Here is an 18,495-nt window from a genome sequence, read left to right as displayed (position 1 = left end):
CGAACAAACGGCATGGTTCCTACCAGTGAGGAGACGTTTCTGTCATGACCGCTATTATCGATATTCGCGGCCGCGAAATCCTTGACAGCCGTGGTAACCCGACGGTCGAAGTTGATGTAACCCTGGAAAATGGCGCCTTTGGTCGTGCTGCCGTTCCGTCTGGTGCATCCACCGGTGCGCACGAAGCAGTCGAGCTTCGTGACAAAGAAGACCGCTATCTTGGCAAAGGTGTGACCCAGGCAGTTGCTGCGGTCAATGGTGAGATTTTCGAAGCTCTGGTTGGCATGGATGCCGAAGACCAGGTTGCTGTCGATAGCATCATGATCGAACTTGATGGCACCGAAAACAAATCCCGTCTGGGCGCAAACGCCATTCTTGGTGTTTCGCTTGCAACCGCCAAGGCGGCTGCCGAAGACGCGGGCCTTCCGCTTTACCGTTATGTTGGTGGTGCATTCGCACGTACGCTTCCGGTTCCGATGATGAACATCATCAATGGCGGCGAACATGCGGACAACCCGATTGACGTTCAGGAATTCATGATCATGCCGGTATCGGCAGAGACCGGTTCCGACGCCATCCGTATGGGTGCGGAAATCTTCCATAGCCTGAAAAAAGCTTTGTCGGCTGATGGTCTGAACACCAATGTCGGTGATGAAGGCGGTTTTGCACCGAACATCGCATCGACCGAAGCTGCAATCAGCTATGTCATGAAGTCGATCGAAGCTGCTGGCTACCGCCCGGAAGAAGACGTCGTTCTGGCTCTTGATGCCGCATCGACCGAATTCTACAAAGGCGGCAAATATGTTCTGTCGGGCGAGGGCAAAACCCTTGATTCCAGCGAGATGGTCAAATACTGGGCCGACCTTGTTGGCAAATACCCGATCTTCTCCATCGAAGACGGTATGGCTGAAGACGATTGGGATGGCTGGGCTGAACTGACTTCGGCCATTGGTGCCAAAACCCAGCTGGTTGGTGATGACCTGTTCGTGACCAACCCGAAACGTCTTTCTGATGGTATCAAAAAAGGCGTGGCTAACTCGATCCTGGTCAAAGTCAACCAGATCGGTACGCTGTCGGAAACTCTCGAGGCCGTCGAAATGGCGCACCGTGCCGGCTATACCGCCGTCATGTCGCACCGTTCGGGCGAAACCGAAGATTCGACCATTGCCGACCTTGCTGTTGCCACCAATTGCGGCCAAATCAAAACCGGCTCTCTGTCGCGTTCTGACCGTATGGCAAAATACAACCAGCTGATCCGCATCGAAGAACTGCTGGGTGCCGGTGCATACTTCCCGGGTCGTTCGATCCTGAAATAATTTGATTTGACGGTCTTAGACCGGACATTTCTTGCTGGGCGCGTTGCGATGGCAGCGCGCCCTGTTTTTATGTGAAACGCATCTAAATAGCCCCTTGTTTCCATACCGAAAGACTTGATCAGAATTATCTGAATGACCGTAATTTCACAGCCTTGCTGTGGTCACTTAATTCTATTTTTACCAATCTCTGTGTTACTGGTTCTGTAAATTTGGGCCTGCTATGACTTTGTTCTTCTGTAAGTGGCAGAAAACAAAGGTAAATAACGTATGTTGTTTTCATGTTGTGGGTTCGAAATGATTCGGAATGTCGCCAAAATGGCGATGTCGCCAAGGGGCAGGGGTAAATGTCGTCAACATCACCGGTCTTTCGTCGCCTTAAACAGGCAGTCGCACCGGTAATCGCATTTACAGTGATGGCATATTTCATCTTCCACAGCGTGGAAGGTGATCGCGGTTTGCTGGCCTATTGGTCAATGCAAGATCGCGTGACCGAGATTGCCAATGTCCTCGAAGAAACTTCGGAACGGCGCAAAGACCTTGAACAGCATGTCATATCGCTGCGGGCAGGGCATCTTGATCCTGATCTGCTCGATGAACGTGCGCGCGCCATGCTCAATGCTGCGCATCCTGATGATGTGATTATCTTCCATCACAATGGTTATCAGGATCTTTCAACCATCGCGGCCCATACCAACTGATTTTGAAATCCCCCTTGAACAGGGCGGAGAATCCGGCAGATTAACTTTTGTTCCAACAGGGGCCGAATGTTATCAAATTCTGCCGGAATTGAGCGGCTATGATAAAAATTTCCGGTTGTGAATTTTGTTCAGCAATGAACGCGCTTGGATAAGTTGTTGTTTAAACTGACTTCTGGTTTAAATTTGCTTTTTTGCCGAGACGGGTTGATTGCATTGATAATGAATGCGTTCTTGGGGTTGTTTTCGGGCGTCAACGGCTATGCGGTATTATCGTCATAAAAGCATAGCATTTGTGACACAAGGGAATGAACGAAAATCAACGTATCTCCTCAAGTGACTGAAAATGCTGGATCTCCGTATATTTGCCGATTGTGTCATTTTAACCTAAATGCAGTTTATTTGTGATTGTGCGTTGCAAAACAACAGTTTATTCGGCGTTTGATTGCTTGCCCTTGGTGGTCGTTTTAGGTAGTCATTTCGGTGGTCCAGTACCGAATTAAGCGCTCATACATGATGCTTAAGCGATAGCCATCCACCGGGAGGAAACATGGCGACCACGAAACGCAAACGCGCCACTACGCGCGCCGACAACCAGGCGAGCAGTGACGATCTCCTCAAATATTACCGTGAAATGCTTCTGATCCGCCGCTTTGAAGAAAAAGCCGGTCAGCTGTATGGCATGGGTCTTATCGGTGGCTTCTGCCACCTTTACATCGGGCAGGAAGCCGTTGTTGTCGGCATGCAATCTGCCATTACCGGCGACGATGGTGTGATCACCAGTTACCGTGACCATGGCCATATGCTGGCTTGTGGCATGGATGCCGGCGGCGTTATGGCCGAACTGACGGGCCGCGAAGGCGGTTATTCCCGCGGTAAAGGCGGCTCGATGCACATGTTCTCCAAAGAAAAGAACTTCTATGGTGGACACGGCATCGTTGGCGGTCAGGTTCCGCTTGGTACCGGTATTGCCTTTAACTACAAATATCGCGGTGAAGACCGTGTTTGCCTGACCTATCTTGGTGACGGTGCTGTCAACCAGGGTCAGGTCTATGAAGCATTCAACATGGCCGCTCTCTGGCAGCTTCCGGTGATCTATTGCATCGAGAACAACCAGTACGCCATGGGCACCTCGACCCAGCGTCACTCGTCCAGCCCGGACCTTTATCAGCGCGGTGTTGCCTATGGCATTCCGGGCGAACAGGTTGACGGCATGGATGTTCTGGCCGTCAAGGAAGCCGGTGAACGTGCCGTTGCGCATTGTCGCGAAGGCAAAGGCCCTTATATCCTTGAGCTCAAGACATACCGTTATCGCGGTCACTCGATGTCCGATCCTGCGAAATATCGCACCAAGGACGAACTCGACAAGATGCGCAAGGAACACGACCCGATCGATATGGTCAAAAAGCTGCTGATTGATGGCAACATCATCGACGAAGCTGGCCTTAAGGATATCGACAAGGAAGTGAAAGCCGAAGTCGCAAAAGCGGCCGAATTCGCGCAGAACAGCCCGGAACCGGATGTTTCTGAACTGTTCACCGATATTCTGATCGACGCGTGATCGCGACTTTCGCGAACCGCTTTTGACCGATTTTTCCCGGGAGAGAGGGAACAATGCCGATTGAAGTTTTGATGCCGGCCCTGTCGCCGACCATGACCGAAGGCACGCTTGCCAAATGGAACGTCAAGGAAGGCGATACGATTGCCTCCGGTGACGTCATCGCAGAAATCGAAACCGACAAAGCAACGATGGAAGTCGAAGCTGTCGATGAAGGTACTGTGGGCAAGATCGTTATCGCCGAAGGTACCGAAAATGTCGCAGTAAATGCGGTCATCGCCTATATCCTCGAAGAAGGCGAAGACGCATCTGCACTTGATAACGTTTCTGCATCGGCTGGCGCTGCGGCCCCGGCGGCAGAAGCAGCTCCGGCACCTGCTGCTCCGGCCGCAGAAGCCGCTCCGGCGGCAAGTGCTGCTGCACCGGTTGCTGCCAGTGGTGCAATCGAACGTTCGGACGCAGAACCGCGCGCCATGAGCGTGATGAACGCGACCCAGGACGAAAAAACCTATACCAGCTTCAAAACCCAGACCGTTCGTGAAGCCCTGCGTGATGCAATGGCCGAAGAAATGCGCGGCGACGAAAACGTCTTCGTCATGGGTGAAGAAGTTGCGCAGTATCAGGGTGCCTACAAAGTCACCCAGGGTCTGCTGGACGAATTCGGTGACAAACGTGTCGTCGATACCCCGATCACCGAGATCGGTTTCACCGGTCTGGCGACCGGCTCGGCCTTCATGGGCCTTAAGCCGATTGTTGAATTCATGACATTCAACTTCGCCATGCAGGCAATCGACCACATCATCAACTCTGCTGCCAAGACGCTTTACATGTCCGGTGGCCAGTTGGGTTGCCCGATTGTCTTCCGTGGTCCGAACGGTGCGGCTGCCCGCGTTGGCGCACAGCACTCCCAGTGCTATGCATCCTGGTATGCACACTGCCCGGGTCTCAAGGTTATTGCACCGTGGTCGGCAGCAGATGCAAAAGGCCTTCTGAAGGCTGCTATCCGCGACCCGAACCCGATTGTCTTCCTTGAAAACGAAATCATGTATGGTCAGAGCTTCGAAGTTCCTGACGACGAAGATTTCGTTCTGCCGATCGGTCAGGCCAAGATCGAACGCGAAGGGACCGATGTCACCATCGTTGCTTTCTCGATCATGGTTGGCAAGGCGCTTAAGGCTGCTGAAAAGCTGGCAGAGCAGGGGATCTCGGCCGAGGTCATCAACCTGCGCACCATTCGTCCGCTCGATGTGAACACCATCATTCGCTCGGTAATGAAGACCAACCGTCTTGTTACCTGTGAAGAAGGCTGGCACTTCGCCGGTATCGGTTCGGAAATCGCATCCGTGGTCATGGAACATGCCTTTGACTATCTCGATGCACCGGTTGCCCGTGTAACCGGCGAAGATGTTCCGATGCCGTATGCTGCAAATCTCGAAGCGCTTGCGCTTCCGCAAGAGCAGCACATCGTCGATGCGGCCAAGGCCGTTTGCTATCGCTAAGTGATACGGACAGGGGCAGGCGCCGTGTAACAGCGCGCCGCCCCGTTACCGGGAGAATGTGTTCATGCCTGTAAAAGTATTGATGCCGGCCCTGTCGCCGACCATGACCGAAGGCACCTTGGCAAAATGGCACGTCAAGGAAGGTGATACCGTTGAATCGGGCGATGTCATCGCAGAAATCGAAACCGACAAAGCCACGATGGAAGTTGAAGCCGTCGACGAAGGCAAGATCGGTAAAATCCTTGTTGCCGAAGGCAGCGAGGGCGTTGCTGTAAACGAAGTTATCGCACTTCTTCTCGAAGAAGGCGAAGACGACAGTGCTCTTGATGGTGCTGATACCTCTGCTGCTGGTGCTGCACCGGCCGCGGAAGCACCGGCAGAAGCCGCACCGGCCCCGGCAGCAGCTCCCGCTGCGGCAAGCCCGGCAGCGGCTGCACCGGTTTCCGGTGGTGATCGTGTCAAGGCAAGCCCGCTGGCACGTCGCATTGCTGCCAACGAAGGTGTTGATCTGAATGCTGTGACCGGTTCCGGTCCGCGTGGTCGTATCGTCAAGCGCGATGTCGAAGCTGCAAAATCTGCTAAACCGGCCGCGGCTGCTGCTGTCCCGGCGGCACAGGCTGCACCTTCCGCTCCGGCGGCAAGCGCACCGGCAGCTTCGGGCTGGAACCCGGATCTTACCGGTCTTCCGGAATACGAAGAAATCCCGAACAGCGGTATGCGCAAAACCATCGCGCGTCGTCTGTCGGAATCCAAACAGCAGGTTCCGCACTTCTACCTTACGGTCGATTGCGAACTCGACAATCTTCTGGCGACCCGCAAGCAGCTGAACGAAAAAGCTGGTGATGGCATCAAGATTTCGGTCAATGACTTTGTGATTCGCGCTGTTTCGCTGGCCCTTAAGAAAGTTCCGGCTGCGAACTCCATCTGGACCGACAAGGCGACCTTGCAGTGCAAGAAACAGGACATCTCGGTGGCCGTTGCCATTGATGGTGGTCTGATCACGCCGGTCGTTCGTGATGCCGGTTCCAAAGGTCTTGCTGAAATCTCCTCCGAGATGAAGGCACTTGCTGGCAAAGCCCGTGATGGCAAACTGATGCCCGAAGATTACCAGGGCGGGACCTTCTCGGTTTCCAACCTTGGTATGTTTGGCATCAAGGAATTCTCTGCCATCATCAACCCGCCACAGGGTTGCATCCTGGCTGTCGGTGCTGGTGAACAGCGCCCGGTCGTCAAGGATGGCGCACTGGCCATTGCAACCGTCATGAGCTGCACCCTGTCTGTTGACCACCGTGCGGTCGACGGCGCGGTCGGTGCACAGTTCATGGCCGAATTCAAAAAGCTGATTGAAGATCCGCTGAGCATGTTGCTCTAACGGTCCAAAGTTGCGCGGGGACTTTAAGTGGTCCCCGCAAGCATTTGAATTAAAAGACCTGCGACCGAAAACGGGCAGGCGAAGGAGATCCTACGATGGCGGATAGCAATTTCGACGTAATCGTGATTGGTGCAGGTCCGGGTGGTTATGTAACCGCGATCCGTTCTGCCCAGCTTGGTCTGAAAACGGCAGTTGTTGAACGTGAACATCTTGGCGGTATCTGCCTGAACTGGGGTTGTATCCCGACCAAGGCATTGCTGCGTTCGGCAGAAATTTACCGCAACATGAAGCATGCCAAGGAATATGGCCTGTCATGTGAAAAGCCGTCCTTTGACATTGATGCGGTCATTCAGCGTTCGCGCGGCGTATCCAAACAGCTTGCAGGTGGCGTTGGCCATCTTCTCAAGAAAAACAAGGTCACCGTGATAAATGGTGAAGCCAAGTTCGATGGTCCGAAAAAGATCGTCGTAACGGGCAAGGATGCCGGGACCTATACCGCGAAGAACTACATCATCGCGACCGGTGCACGCGCGCGTTCGCTGCCGGGTCTTGAAGCCGACGGCAAAGTCGTTTGGGATTACAAGAAGGCGATGACGCCGGACAAAATGCCCAAAAGCCTTGTGGTTGTCGGTTCCGGTGCCATCGGTATCGAGTTTGCCAGCTTCTATCACACCCTTGGCGCTGATGTGACCGTGGTTGAAATCATGCCACAGATCATGCCGGTCGAAGACAAGGAAGTCGCAGCCCTTGCGCAGAAGATGATGACCAAGGACGGGATGAAGATCCTGACCGAGGCCAAGGTCGCAAATCTGAAACGTAATGCGGACAATGTGGTCGTTACCATCGAAACCAAAGACGGCAAGAAGCAGGAACTCACTGTTGATCGTGTGATTTCGGCTGTTGGTGTGATCGGCAACACGGAAAATCTTGGTCTTGAAACCACCAAGGTCAAAGTTGATCGCAACGTCATTGGGACCGATGAATATTCACGTACCGCAGAACCGGGCATCTTCGCGATTGGTGACGTTGCCGGCCCGCCGATGCTTGCCCACAAGGCCGAGCATGAAGGCGTAATCTGTGTCGAGAAAATCGCGGGCGTCAAAAACGTTCACCCGATTGACCCGCTCAAGATTCCGGGATGCACCTATTGCCATCCGCAGGTCGCCAGTGTCGGTCTGACCGAGGCCAAGGCCAAAGATGCCGGTTACGAAGTCAAGGTTGGCAAGTTCCCGTTCATCGGCAATGGCAAGGCGGTTGCATTGGGCGAGGCCGAAGGTCTTGTCAAAACCGTGTTTGATGCCAAAACCGGCGAATTGCTTGGTGCGCACATGGTTGGCACCGAAGTGACCGAGCTGATCCAGGGCTTTGTGGTTGCCATGGGCCTCGAAACGACTGAAGAGGACCTGATGCATACGGTCTTCCCGCATCCGACCCTTTCGGAAATGATGCATGAGTCGGTCCTTGACGCCTATGGGCGTGCGATCCACTTCTAAAAAAGTCGGGTTCTACCGGGCGCACATGCCCGGTATGACCATTTTTGACGAATGTCGGTTTGACAAATGCGTGACGTGGCGGCAAATTGCCGCCCGTCCATTTCTTCGGAGGTAACTCTATGTCGACGGCGCGCAACGAAGCAAAAGCACTTCGTCACCCGGAAAAGCAAAAACGGCCAGATCGTCCATCCGGACGCAAGCCGTCCTGGATCCGCGTCAAGGCGCCGACCTCCAAGGGCTATCAGGAAACCCGCGACCTTGCGCGTGGCCTGAACCTTCATACTGTGTGTGAAGAAGCTGCTTGCCCGAATATCGGTGAATGCTGGCAGAAGAAACACGCATCCTTCATGATCATGGGCGATACCTGCACACGTGCATGTTCGTTCTGTAACGTGAAGACCGGCATGCCGAACGCACTTGATCCGTTCGAGCCGGAAAATCTGGCGATGGCGGTTGCCGACATGCAGCTTAAGCATGTTGTGATCACTTCCGTTGACCGTGATGATCTTGCTGATGGCGGTGCGGCGCACTTTGCCCGCGTCATCGAAGCCATCCGTCACAAATCGCCGGAAACGACCATCGAAATTTTGACACCGGACTTCCGCGACAAGCCGGGTGCTGTTGAAATCGTTGCCAGGGCACGTCCGGACGTTTTCAACCACAACCTTGAAACGGTTCCGCGTCTTTACACCAACATCCGTCCGGGCGCGCGCTATTACCAGTCGCTGCGTATCCTTGACCGGGTAAAGCAGATTGACCCGACCATCTTCACCAAATCCGGCCTGATGGTTGGCCTTGGCGAGGAACGCAAGGAACTGGCACAGGTCATGGATGATCTTCGTGTTGCCGATGTCGATTTCCTTACGATCGGTCAGTATTTGCAGCCGACGCTGAAACACGAACCGGTACACCGTTTCGTAACGCCGGACGAGTTCGACGAATATGCATCGATGGCACGTGGCAAGGGATTCCTGATGGTGTCGGCAACGCCGCTGACCCGTTCGAGCTACCATGCTGACCGTGACTTCGAACAGCTGCGTGAAGCCCGCGAGAAAAAGCTTGCCGCTGCCGATGCTGCAAAGGAAAAGGCTGCGCGCGCAGAAGCCGCAACCCAATAAGCTTTAACGATACGCCGCGACGATAAGGGGAGACATCGAGTGCCGACGCATGCAGAGCGCAGGAAACTGCCCTATACGCCGGAACAGCTCTTTGAACTCGTCGCGGATATCGATTCCTATTCCGAGTTTCTTCCCTGGTGCGTGGCATCCCGTGTACGCAAGCGTGACGGCGATGTGCTTCAGGCTGATCTTGTGATCGGCTTTAAGATGTTTCGAGAGAAATACACATCCAAGGTAACGCTTGATCGCCCCAACCGTGTAGATGTCGAATATCTTCAGGGACCGTTCAAATATCTCAATAACCATTGGGTATTTGAAAAGGACGAAGACGGCGGTACATGGCTCGACTTCTTTGTCGATTTTGAATTTCGGTCTGCGTTGCTGCAAAAGATGATTGGTGTCGTCTTTAACGAAGCAGTTAAGCTGATGGTCGGTGCCTTTGAAACCCGCGCCCGCGAGGTTTATGGCGAACCTGAAACGCCATCTTCCGAAAGCTAGGCTTTCGCCTCGATTTAATCCCTTACGACAGCTTTTGATTTGTCCCGATTTGATGCATCCAGATCGGGCAGGGCACTATTTCTGATCCAGCATATCGCTGATCAGCTCAAAAGCCTTAAGGACCGTGGCCTTGCGAACAGCATGGCGGTCGCCGTCAAATACTTCGTGATATGTGACGGTTGATCGGTCTTTGCCCGCACATCCAAAATGCACAAGACCAACCGGTTTGGTGTCTGTACCGCCACCAGGGCCGGCAATGCCAGTAACGGAAACTGCGATGGATGCATTGGGTGCGCGTTCCAGCGCCCCTTCGCACATGGCGCGTGCAACCGGTTCTGAAACCGCCCCGAATTGTTCAAGCAAATCGTTGCCAACGCCAATCAGGTGATGTTTGGCCTCATTCGAGTAGGTGACAAATCCGCAATCGACAACCGATGAACTGCCATCAACGGCGGTCAGGCTGCCTGTGATCAGACCGCCGGTACAGGACTCGGCCGTTGCGATCATCTCGCCTTGCGCTTTGCAACGGGTGATCAGCACACTGGCTGCTTTGAGGATATCGTCATCAATCATCATCTGTTTTCTATCCACCGATCACATGCACGAGCAGGGCAAGAACAATCATGCCAAAGACACCCGCCAGAACATCATCAAACATGATGCCAAATCCGCCGCCGACGCGACGGTCAACCCAGCGAATGGGCCAGGGCTTGGCGATGTCAAAAATGCGAAACGCGATAAAGGCGATCAAAAGCCACATCAGGTCACTCCAGGCAGCACTTAGCGGCACCACAAGCAGACACATCCATTGGCCAACTACTTCATCAATAACGATTTCACCGGCATCGTGAATACCGAGCAGGTGGCTATACTGATGTGCAGCCCAGACACCGATGGCAAAAATAATGACACTGGCAATGATCAGCGCCTCATTCCCGCCGTAAAACCAGATTAGCCAGCCGAACGGTAAGGCAGCCAGTGAACCGGCAGTTCCCGGTGCTTTGGGGCTTTTGCCACTGAAGAACCAGGTGGCAGTGCAAGTAATCAGAAAACGGGAAATAGCCATGGATTATATATATATGAGCTGTGATCGATGGTCATAGGTAACATAGCAGCGGCTTCGGACGGTGAAAAAATTACTCTTAAGGGTGTGTTAACACTCTTGCCTGCGTGCAAACTTACAGGTAGCGTAAAGAAAAAGGTTAATAAGTCGCAGGCGGGGTCAAAAGAAACTTTGCAGCGCCGGGATCTATCCGGGCGTAACTACGGGCAACTAGGGGTTAGACACTAAATATGTCGGCGTTTCACGGCATGCGTCGCTTGGTGGATAAGTGGTTTCCTGATCGGCAAATTCTTGTCCGGTCCAACGATTCCGTTTACCAGCTTCGTCTTGGAAAATATGGTCAGCTTGCGCTGGCCTCTTTCGGTGTCGCGGCCATCACGTGGTCTGTCGGCGTTAGCGGTTATAGCTGGTATCTTGATCAGCGCCTTGCGACGCGTGAAGAACAGCTTTTCCGCAGCGAACTGTCTTATAATCGTTTGATTGCACGTGTGACCGAAAGTCAAAGACGCTTTGGCGAGATCACCGCGCAAATGGAAGACACCCATCGCAATCTGTTGTCGATGGCTGAAAAGAACCTGCAGCTTCAAGCGCGGGTCCAGGACTACACCTCCAAACTCGCCTCGAGCGAGAAGGAAAAAGTCCGGATTTCGGCCCTTCGCACGTCGATGGATAACCAGATGAATGCGCTGCAGGGGCAAATTGACGGTATCACCAACCGCAACCTTGCGCTGCGCGATGAATTGGAAACCGTCGAGACCGTGATGTCGCGTGTCATGCGCGAACGTGATCAGGCCTTGCAACGGTCCAAAAAACTTCAGGGTGAACTGAGTGACGCCCGTCAGCGTATCGCAGATTTGCACACGATCCAGCAACAAGCCATGCAGCGTGTCGCCGAAACGGCAGACAGCACCATTCTTGAACTGGAAAATGTGCTCGAGATGACCGGCTTGCAGCCGGAAGCATTTGTTTTGCCGCCGATGAAACCGCAGGAGCCGGGAGTTGGTGGACCCTTCGTGGCGTTCGAGCCAGAACACCCGAAGGACGAAGAGTTTGTAAATGTCGCAATGGCGCTGACGGATCGCATGGATCAGTTGGCCAATCTGCAAGACCGATTGAAGAAGACGCCGCTTGGGGAACCTGCCACGTCTTACTATCTGTCAAGTTCATTCGGTAAACGAAAAGACCCGATCAATGGTCGTTGGGCTTTTCATTCCGGCGTTGATCTCGCCGGGCCGGTGAAGACACCCATCTTGGCAACCGCACCGGGCAAAGTGGTGCATGCGGGATGGAGTGGAAAATACGGGAAGATGGTCGAAATCGATCACGGTAACGGCGTTCGAACCCGTTATGGACACCTATTTAAGGTCCTCGTCAAGAAGGGCGACGAAGTGCGTTACCAGGACCACATCGCGCTTATGGGAAGTACCGGTCGAAGCACCGGTAGCCATGTGCACTATGAGGTTTTGGTTCATGACAAGCCGGTCAATCCTATTAAGTTTATTGAGGCGGGACGTTATGTTTTCAAAAACGAGCAAGACGACACAGACAGGGACAACTAAAAACGGAAACCCTGCGACTGAAAAACGTGGTGGCCTTTCGGTCATCAACGCAGATCTTCGTGTTACCGGGGATCTGGTATCTGAATCCGACGTGCAGGTTGACGGTTCGGTGAACGGGGATATCCGTACCCGTACGCTTACAATCGGCCAGCATGGCGAAGTGCGCGGCGAAATTGTTGCTGATAAAGTCCGCATCTGCGGCGCCGTCATCGGTCAGGTTCGTGCACGGGATGTATCATTGTCTGATACCGCCCGTATGATTGGTGATATTCTTCATGAAAGCCTGTCGATTGAGCCTGGTGCGCATATCGAAGGACATTGCCGCCGCATCGAAGGTGTGGCCGAAGAGGGCGGCTTGACCGTCATTCAGGCCGGCCAGATCGTTGCTTCCAATGTGAAGAAAGAACACAAATAATCCGAACCGGATGATGACCGGGGATTTGATGGCGGGTGGGCCATCTGACAGTGTCCCGATTTAAGAATTTAAAAAGGCAGGCCCCGATGGGACCTGCCTTTTTATATGATTTCAGGGAACCTTTTGGACTATGCGCCTTGCGGTTCACCGATCAGAGGCAGTAATTCATCAAGACCGCCCAGAATGACATCGGCGTCGTGCGACAGCCGTTCCTTTGGCTGTTGGGTCCGATTGATCCATGCTGTGCGGAAACCGAAATGTCCGGCACCGGCAATGTCCCAGCCGTTCGAAGACTGGAACGAAATTTCGGCAGGCTGCAGTTCAAGTTTGTCCGCGGCCAGCTGATAGACATTCGGGTGCGGTTTATAGGTTTTGAGGTCATCAACACAGATGATCTGATCAAACAGCGCCAGAATGCCCGATGACTTGGCCGCCGAGATCAACATGTGTTTGGCACCATTCGACAGGATGGCAAGCTTGTGTCCTTTTGCCTTCAGGCTGTTAAGCGTCTCGACCACTTCGGGGAAGGTATCAAGCGACAAATAGGTTTCCATCAGCTTGGCGCGCAGCACAGGATCTTTTTTACCTGTCTGGTCCATGGCGTAATCAAGGGCGTCGCCGGTAACGGTCCAGAAATCGGCAAAATCGCCCATCAGGGACCGAAGCCAGGTATATTCAAGTTGCTTCTGGCGCCAAAGGGCAGATAGCCGGTCTGCTTCATCCCCGACGCTATCACGCAGTCTTGCGACGGCAGAGCCAACATCAAACAGTGTTCCATAAGCATCGAAAACAAATGCGCGGCAGGAAGACAGTGCATTATCGGACATTTGGCTGACCTTTTCTGACAAGCAGTATGGATCAAATATGGGCAGGCAACGCCAAAACGCAAACCGAAAGCAGAGAGTTAATCCTTATCCGGTGTGTCGTTCTGGCCCATTGCAATCTCGTCGCGGGCAAAACGCCGACGATAGACATAAGTTCCCTCCATCACGCGCTGAACGTAATTTCGGGTTTCGCTATAGGGGATCATTTCGATCCAGTCGACCAGATCAACATCGGGATCACGTGGATCACCATATTCATTGATCCATTGGCTTACACGGGTCGGACCGGCATTGTAACTGGCAATCGTCAATGCCTCGGCACCGTTCCAGCGATCAAGCAATCGGTTAAGATAAGCCCGGCCAAGTGCGATGTTAAACGACGGATCTTCAGTCAGGCGTTCGGTCGAATATTCAAGATCAAGTGATTGCGCCATCCGCTTTGCCGTTGCCGGCATCAATTGCATCAAGCCGCGTGCGCCGGCCGATGACACGGCCGATGGATTAAACAGGCTTTCCTGACGCATGATGGCATGAACCAGTGCCGGGTCAGGCGCACGGCCAAGTGGCACCTGTTCATGAACCGGGTAGGCGGCATCAAGATATCCGCTACCAGCACGGATACTGCGCTTGGCGGCAATAATGCCAAGGTCGGCACGGCCGTATTCACGGGCAAGATCGGTCGCCATGGCAAGATATTCAGGTTCATCATGCTCATAGACCAGTGCCATGATGAACGGCCGGATGATATTGCCAAGACCAATGTCGCCCAGTTTGCGGACAACCTGAACCAGTTCCTGGCTTTCGAAGTCTTTACGCTGTTCGGGGCTTGGAACCGGCTGTTCAACCGAATAGGTCGGCTTTGAACCCAACTCGTCAATGGCAAGCTGCCCATAGAATGTATGGGCATGTTCAGCGGCCAGTTGATACCATTCCTTGGCGCGTTCTTTGTTGCCAAGGACCGTGTTTGCACGTCCGGCCCAATAGGCACCACGCGACAAGCTGATCGGGTATTGAACAACGTCATAAAGATTCTGGAAATGCGTCAGGGCAATATCGGCATCGCCCAGGAATTCAAGTGCAATCCAGCCGGCATACCATTCGGCTTCTGCAATGTCGCCGGCATCGGTCTGTCCGTGATTGGCGACCAGATTATAGGCATCCGAAATGTGCCCTTTCTGTAAGGCACGGCGCGCCAGAATGGCCTTTTCAAGCCACCAGTATTGCGGGCGGATCGAGATATAGGCAAGGTCATTGGCCTGCGACAACAGAAGATCGCGGGCTTCCTGGTCCCGGTCCTTGACGCGACGCCAACGAACGCGTTCGTAAATCAGACCCGGATCATTCTGGTATTTTTTCGGAACGCGGTTTACAGCGGCATCAACGCCGCCTTTCATGGCACGCAGCGCTGCGCGTGCCTCTGCCAGCAGACGATAATCTTCGCTGACATATTTCATGGTTCGTGCTGCGGTCGTCAGACGACCTTCCCATAACAGGCGATCAAGGCGCTGCTGGTGGGTATCCTGATCGATATATTTGCCATATCGATCCAGAAAACGCTTTTCCTGGCCACGGCCAAAATTCTCGTTGATCCAGCTGCTGCGGATCAGTGCTGTGGCTGCCGATTCTTGTCCGGCACCCAAAAGTGCCTTGATCTGGCGGGTGGCGCCATCTGCTGTGACCGGTGCGGAACGCTTGAACCATGCCAGAATTTCTTCGTCCGGCACGGCATCACTCATTGCTTCTTCGACGCGCTGACGCAAAAGGGCCTGACTGGGCCATTTGGGATGTGCATCAATGAAAGTGGTGATTTCTTCAAAGCTGCGACCGGAATTGGCCGATGTCAGCAACATCCATTCTGCGGCCTTTTGCAGCAGTGGATCGTCAAAGTTCGGCAACAGCTTTTCAAAGCTTTCGGTGCGACCGCTTTCAACAGCTTCAAGGAACGCATTCAGGCGTGCGCGACTGACAGCCGAATAGGTCGGCGAGGGCGGTTGCATAAGAAGAACACTGTCTTCGTTTGCTGCTGCCTTCACCTGATGTCCTGCTGGCATCAGTATTGAAAAGCCCAGTGCCAATGCGCAGACCGAAATCTTGCGGATAGACGCTTGCGCCATGTATTTGTCCCCTTTGCCTTCCGGCAGCGAATGCACTCTAGACCGGCGCATTATGGCAGTGAAATCCATAAAAGCCAAACAGTCCTGAACGGAAAATGCAACCCCGATTACAGTTCCTTCCGATTATTGTATACAGTGCTTGCGGGAATGACCAACAGCCGCTATTTTCGCGTCCGCTTTCAATCCATCCAATGTTTGGAGATATCCATGTTTAAGGGTTCAATCACAGCTTTGATCACACCATTCACGAAAGATGGTGCGATTGATGAAAAGGCGTTCCAGTCTTTTGTGGATTGGCAACTTAAACAGGGCACGACAGGTGTTGTGCCTGTCGGAACCACCGGTGAATCCCCGACGCTGAGCCATGCTGAGCATCATCGCGTTGTCGAATTGGCACTTGAAGTTGCCAAGGGTCGTGGTCCGGTGATTGCCGGGACCGGTTCGAATTCGACCGCCGAGGCTGTTTCGCTGACCCGTCATGCGCAGAATGCCGGTGCGGATGCAGCACTTATTGTGACACCTTATTACAATAAGCCGACCCAGAAGGGTCTGTATGCGCATTTCAAAGCCGTCCACGATGCAACCGACATTCCGATTGTGATCTATAACATTCCGGGTCGTTCGATTGTTGATATGAGCGTCGATACGATGGCTGAGCTGGCAAAACTGCCGCGCATTGTCGGTGTTAAAGACGCTACCAGTGATCTGGAACGTCCGGCACTGACCCGTTTGGCTGCGGGTGCTGATTTCTGCCAACTGTCGGGTGAAGACGGTACGATTGTTCCGTTCCTTGCACAGGGCGGTCATGGCTGCATTTCTGTGACTTCGAACATTGCGCCGAAACTGTGTGCCGATCTGCACGCCGCATGGGCCGCGGGCAATCTGGCAAAGGTTCAGGAACTGAACTTCCGCCTGATGCCGGTTCACAAGGCAATGTTCTGCGAGGCAAGCCCGGGTCCGGTCAAATACGCGGCTGAACTTCTTGGTCTTTGTGGTAGCCATATGCGTCTGCCGATGGTCGAGATTGCCGATGAATCCAAACGCAAGGTCGAAGCCGCGCTTAAAGGTGCCGGACTTCTCGGCCAATAAGCGATAATTAGCGACTTATGGCACCCAAGAAAGAGACAGATAACAACAAGGTCGTTGCGCAAAACCGGCGAGCCCGCTTTGACTATTTCCTGACGGAAACTTTCGAAGCCGGGATCGTCTTGCGCGGCACCGAAGTTAAATCCCTGCGTGATGGCAAAGGGAATATTCAGGAATCCTATGCCGAAGCCAAGAATGATGAAGTCTGGCTGATCAACGCATATATTCCTGAATATCAAAGCAAGATGCCGTTCGGCCACGAAGAACGCCGTCCGCGCAAGTTGCTGTTGCATAAACGCGAAATCGCCAAGATGCATGATGCCCTGAATAAAAAGGGCTTCACGCTTGTCCCGGTCAAACTCTATTTCAATGATCGCGGGATTGCGAAACTTGAAGTCGCCATTGCCGAGGGCAAGAAAAAAGCCGACAAGCGCGAAGCGGTCAAGGAACGTGACTGGCAGCGTGACAAGGCGCGTATCATGCGCGATTTCAACTAGTTCCGTTGTGATCGAGACATATCGCAAGGAAGTGAATTGCATTACCGTGCAGATTTTATGATTAAATGGCGTTGTCATGGTGAACATGTCGACGCCATTTTTCGTATCAGCCTGTCAGGAAGGAGACCTCCGTGACACAAAGCTTTTCGGGCAAAATCAAAGACAAGCTGATCGAGGCCAAACGCAAATGGGCCGAAGATGGCCGTTTGTTAACCGGAACATCCGATGCGGCGCGTGAAAATCGCCTGCCGCCGGGGCAAAGGCTGGTCAAGGATTGGCCGGTGCTTGATTTGGGCATCACGCCACATGTCAGCGCGGATGACTTCAAACTTGATATTACCGGCTTGGTTGAAAACCCGCTGTCGCTGAGTTTTGTTGATCTTCTTGATCTGCCAAATGTGCGGGCGCGCAATGACATTCATTGTGTAACCAGCTGGTCGCGATACGACAATGACTGGCAAGGCGTGTTAGCGCTAACATTGGCGGAAATGGTGCGGCCCCATCCCGATGCCAAACATGTTCTGTTCACTGCGCATGACGGTTACACCACAAATGTGAGGATTGATCAGTTTCTTGATGAAGACGTTCTGATCGCCCATCACTGGAATGATGAACCCCTGACCGAAGAACACGGTGGTCCGGTGCGCATTGTGGTTCCAAAGCTGTATTTCTGGAAAAGCACGAAATGGGTGCGCGAGATCCGGTTTGTCAAAGACGATGCGCCAGGTTTTTGGGAAGAACGTGGATATCACAACAATGCCGATCCCTGGACGGAGGAGCGTTATGGCTGATCCTCAACACCAAATTGAAAAGGGCCGCCGTTTTGCAGTAACATGCTTGCTTACGGTGATTGCAGTCATTTTTACCTGGAGAGGGGCCATGGCATCGGCTGATGCGCAAACGGCGCATGACTTTTCATTTCCGTCCATCATTGGCGGTGAGCTTCATCTCGCCGATTATCAGGGCAAAGCCGTCCTGTTGGTCAATACCGCCTCGATGTGCGGATTTACGCCGCAATATGAAGGGCTGCAAAAACTCTGGGAAGATTACCGTGATCGAGGGCTGGTTGTTCTTGGTGTGCCGTCTGGTGATTTCGGTGGTCAGGAATATGGCGATGACGCCGCCATTCAGGAATTCTGCGAGGTCAATTTCGACATTGATTTCCCGATGACGTCCAAAACGGTGGTCCGTGGTTCGGATGCGCATCCGTTTTTCAAATGGGCATTGGATGTCATGGGGGATGAAAATGCCCCCAAATGGAATTTCCACAAATATTTGATCGGGAAAAACGGTGATCTTGTCGCCAGTTTTGACACACGGGTGAAACCCGGTGATGACGAGATCATTGCTGCAATCAATGCAGCACTGCCAAGCAATTAAACAGGTTT

Annotated in this window: 18 protein-coding genes; 14 read left to right on the top strand and 4 right to left on the bottom strand. The window is 53.3% G+C overall.

The features are described from left to right. Positions 1-44 precede the first annotated feature (44 nt). The 8 genes from eno (at position 45) to TH19_RS13510 (ending at position 9,549) form a co-directional block, all read left to right on the top strand. On the top strand, positions 45-1,316 hold the full coding sequence (gene eno, locus TH19_RS13545) for a phosphopyruvate hydratase (protein ID WP_114102888.1): 1,272 nt from the start codon (positions 45-47) through the stop codon (positions 1,314-1,316). A gap of 344 nt (positions 1,317-1,660) precedes the next feature. Continuing rightward, positions 1,661-2,014 (top strand): FtsB family cell division protein, encoded by a 354-nt coding sequence (locus tag TH19_RS13540; RefSeq protein WP_114102887.1) that lies wholly within the window; start codon positions 1,661-1,663, stop codon positions 2,012-2,014. A gap of 547 nt (positions 2,015-2,561) precedes the next feature. Continuing rightward, on the top strand, positions 2,562-3,572 hold the full coding sequence (gene pdhA, locus TH19_RS13535; protein WP_114102886.1) for a pyruvate dehydrogenase (acetyl-transferring) E1 component subunit alpha: 1,011 nt from the start codon (positions 2,562-2,564) through the stop codon (positions 3,570-3,572). Between the two features lie 53 nt (positions 3,573-3,625). Further along, entirely contained in the window at positions 3,626-5,068 is a 1,443-nt protein-coding gene (locus TH19_RS13530) for a pyruvate dehydrogenase complex E1 component subunit beta (RefSeq protein WP_114102885.1), read from the top strand. 64 nt (positions 5,069-5,132) lie between these two features. Beyond that, positions 5,133-6,440: a pyruvate dehydrogenase complex dihydrolipoamide acetyltransferase gene (locus TH19_RS13525; RefSeq protein WP_114102884.1), complete on the top strand. Its 1,308-nt coding sequence runs from the start codon at positions 5,133-5,135 to the stop codon at positions 6,438-6,440. Between the two features lie 95 nt (positions 6,441-6,535). Continuing rightward, complete coding sequence (lpdA, locus tag TH19_RS13520; protein ID WP_114102883.1) at positions 6,536-7,933, top strand: dihydrolipoyl dehydrogenase; 1,398 nt, start codon at positions 6,536-6,538, stop codon at positions 7,931-7,933. Positions 7,934-8,052: 119 nt separating this feature from the next. Next, a complete protein-coding gene (gene lipA, locus TH19_RS13515; protein WP_114102882.1) occupies positions 8,053-9,051 on the top strand; it encodes a lipoyl synthase in 999 nt (332 codons plus the stop codon). A gap of 39 nt (positions 9,052-9,090) precedes the next feature. After that, a complete protein-coding gene (locus TH19_RS13510) occupies positions 9,091-9,549 on the top strand; it encodes a type II toxin-antitoxin system RatA family toxin (RefSeq protein WP_114102881.1) in 459 nt (152 codons plus the stop codon). Positions 9,550-9,624: 75 nt separating this feature from the next. Here TH19_RS13510 and TH19_RS13505 read toward each other — a convergent pair whose 3' ends face one another. Next, the gene (locus TH19_RS13505; RefSeq protein WP_114102880.1) at positions 9,625-10,125 is read right to left on the bottom strand and encodes a CinA family protein; all 501 of its coding nucleotides are present in this window, start codon (positions 10,123-10,125) and stop codon (positions 9,625-9,627) included. Between the two features lie 7 nt (positions 10,126-10,132). After that, on the bottom strand, positions 10,133-10,615 hold the full coding sequence (locus TH19_RS13500) for a phosphatidylglycerophosphatase A family protein (protein ID WP_181846412.1): 483 nt from the start codon (positions 10,613-10,615) through the stop codon (positions 10,133-10,135). Between the two features lie 245 nt (positions 10,616-10,860). Here TH19_RS13500 and TH19_RS13490 point away from each other — a divergent pair, with 245 nt between their 5' ends. Together TH19_RS13490 and TH19_RS13485 are read left to right on the top strand one after the other, a co-directional pair. After that, positions 10,861-12,171 carry a M23 family metallopeptidase gene (locus TH19_RS13490; protein ID WP_258547956.1) on the top strand — a complete coding sequence of 437 codons (1,311 nt, stop codon included), beginning with the start codon at positions 10,861-10,863 and terminating at the stop codon, positions 12,169-12,171. Continuing rightward, on the top strand, positions 12,128-12,586 hold the full coding sequence (locus TH19_RS13485) for a bactofilin family protein (protein WP_114102877.1): 459 nt from the start codon (positions 12,128-12,130) through the stop codon (positions 12,584-12,586). The genes TH19_RS13490 and TH19_RS13485 overlap by 44 nt, the downstream gene beginning before the upstream one ends. 128 nt (positions 12,587-12,714) lie before the next feature. Here TH19_RS13485 and TH19_RS13480 read toward each other — a convergent pair whose 3' ends face one another. Continuing rightward, positions 12,715-13,413, bottom strand: a complete 699-nt coding sequence (locus TH19_RS13480; RefSeq protein WP_114102876.1) for a haloacid dehalogenase type II — start codon at positions 13,411-13,413, stop codon at positions 12,715-12,717. Positions 13,414-13,490: 77 nt separating this feature from the next. Beyond that, complete coding sequence (locus tag TH19_RS13475) at positions 13,491-15,524, bottom strand: lytic transglycosylase domain-containing protein (RefSeq protein ID WP_114102947.1); 2,034 nt, start codon at positions 15,522-15,524, stop codon at positions 13,491-13,493. Between the two features lie 207 nt (positions 15,525-15,731). Here TH19_RS13475 and dapA point away from each other — a divergent pair, with 207 nt between their 5' ends. The 4 genes from dapA to TH19_RS13455 all read left to right on the top strand — a co-directional run bounded on the left by dapA (position 15,732) and on the right by TH19_RS13455 (position 18,487). Then, positions 15,732-16,613 (top strand): 4-hydroxy-tetrahydrodipicolinate synthase, encoded by an 882-nt coding sequence (gene dapA / locus TH19_RS13470; RefSeq protein WP_114102946.1) that lies wholly within the window; start codon positions 15,732-15,734, stop codon positions 16,611-16,613. A gap of 17 nt (positions 16,614-16,630) precedes the next feature. Continuing rightward, positions 16,631-17,107 carry an SsrA-binding protein SmpB gene (gene smpB, locus TH19_RS13465; protein WP_114102875.1) on the top strand — a complete coding sequence of 159 codons (477 nt, stop codon included), beginning with the start codon at positions 16,631-16,633 and terminating at the stop codon, positions 17,105-17,107. Between the two features lie 131 nt (positions 17,108-17,238). Beyond that, positions 17,239-17,898 (top strand): sulfite oxidase-like oxidoreductase, encoded by a 660-nt coding sequence (locus TH19_RS13460; RefSeq protein WP_114102874.1) that lies wholly within the window; start codon positions 17,239-17,241, stop codon positions 17,896-17,898. An 88-nt stretch (positions 17,899-17,986) separates the two neighbouring features. Next, on the top strand, positions 17,987-18,487 hold the full coding sequence (locus TH19_RS13455; protein WP_114102873.1) for a glutathione peroxidase: 501 nt from the start codon (positions 17,987-17,989) through the stop codon (positions 18,485-18,487). Positions 18,488-18,495 lie beyond the last annotated feature (8 nt).

The sequence above is a fragment of the Thalassospira profundimaris genome (genome assembly GCF_003326675.1).
Taxonomy (GTDB): Bacteria; Pseudomonadota; Alphaproteobacteria; order Rhodospirillales; family Thalassospiraceae; genus Thalassospira; species Thalassospira aquimaris.
Note: the sequence above shows the minus strand (reverse complement) of the source record. Positions and strands in the feature narration are given on the sequence as shown.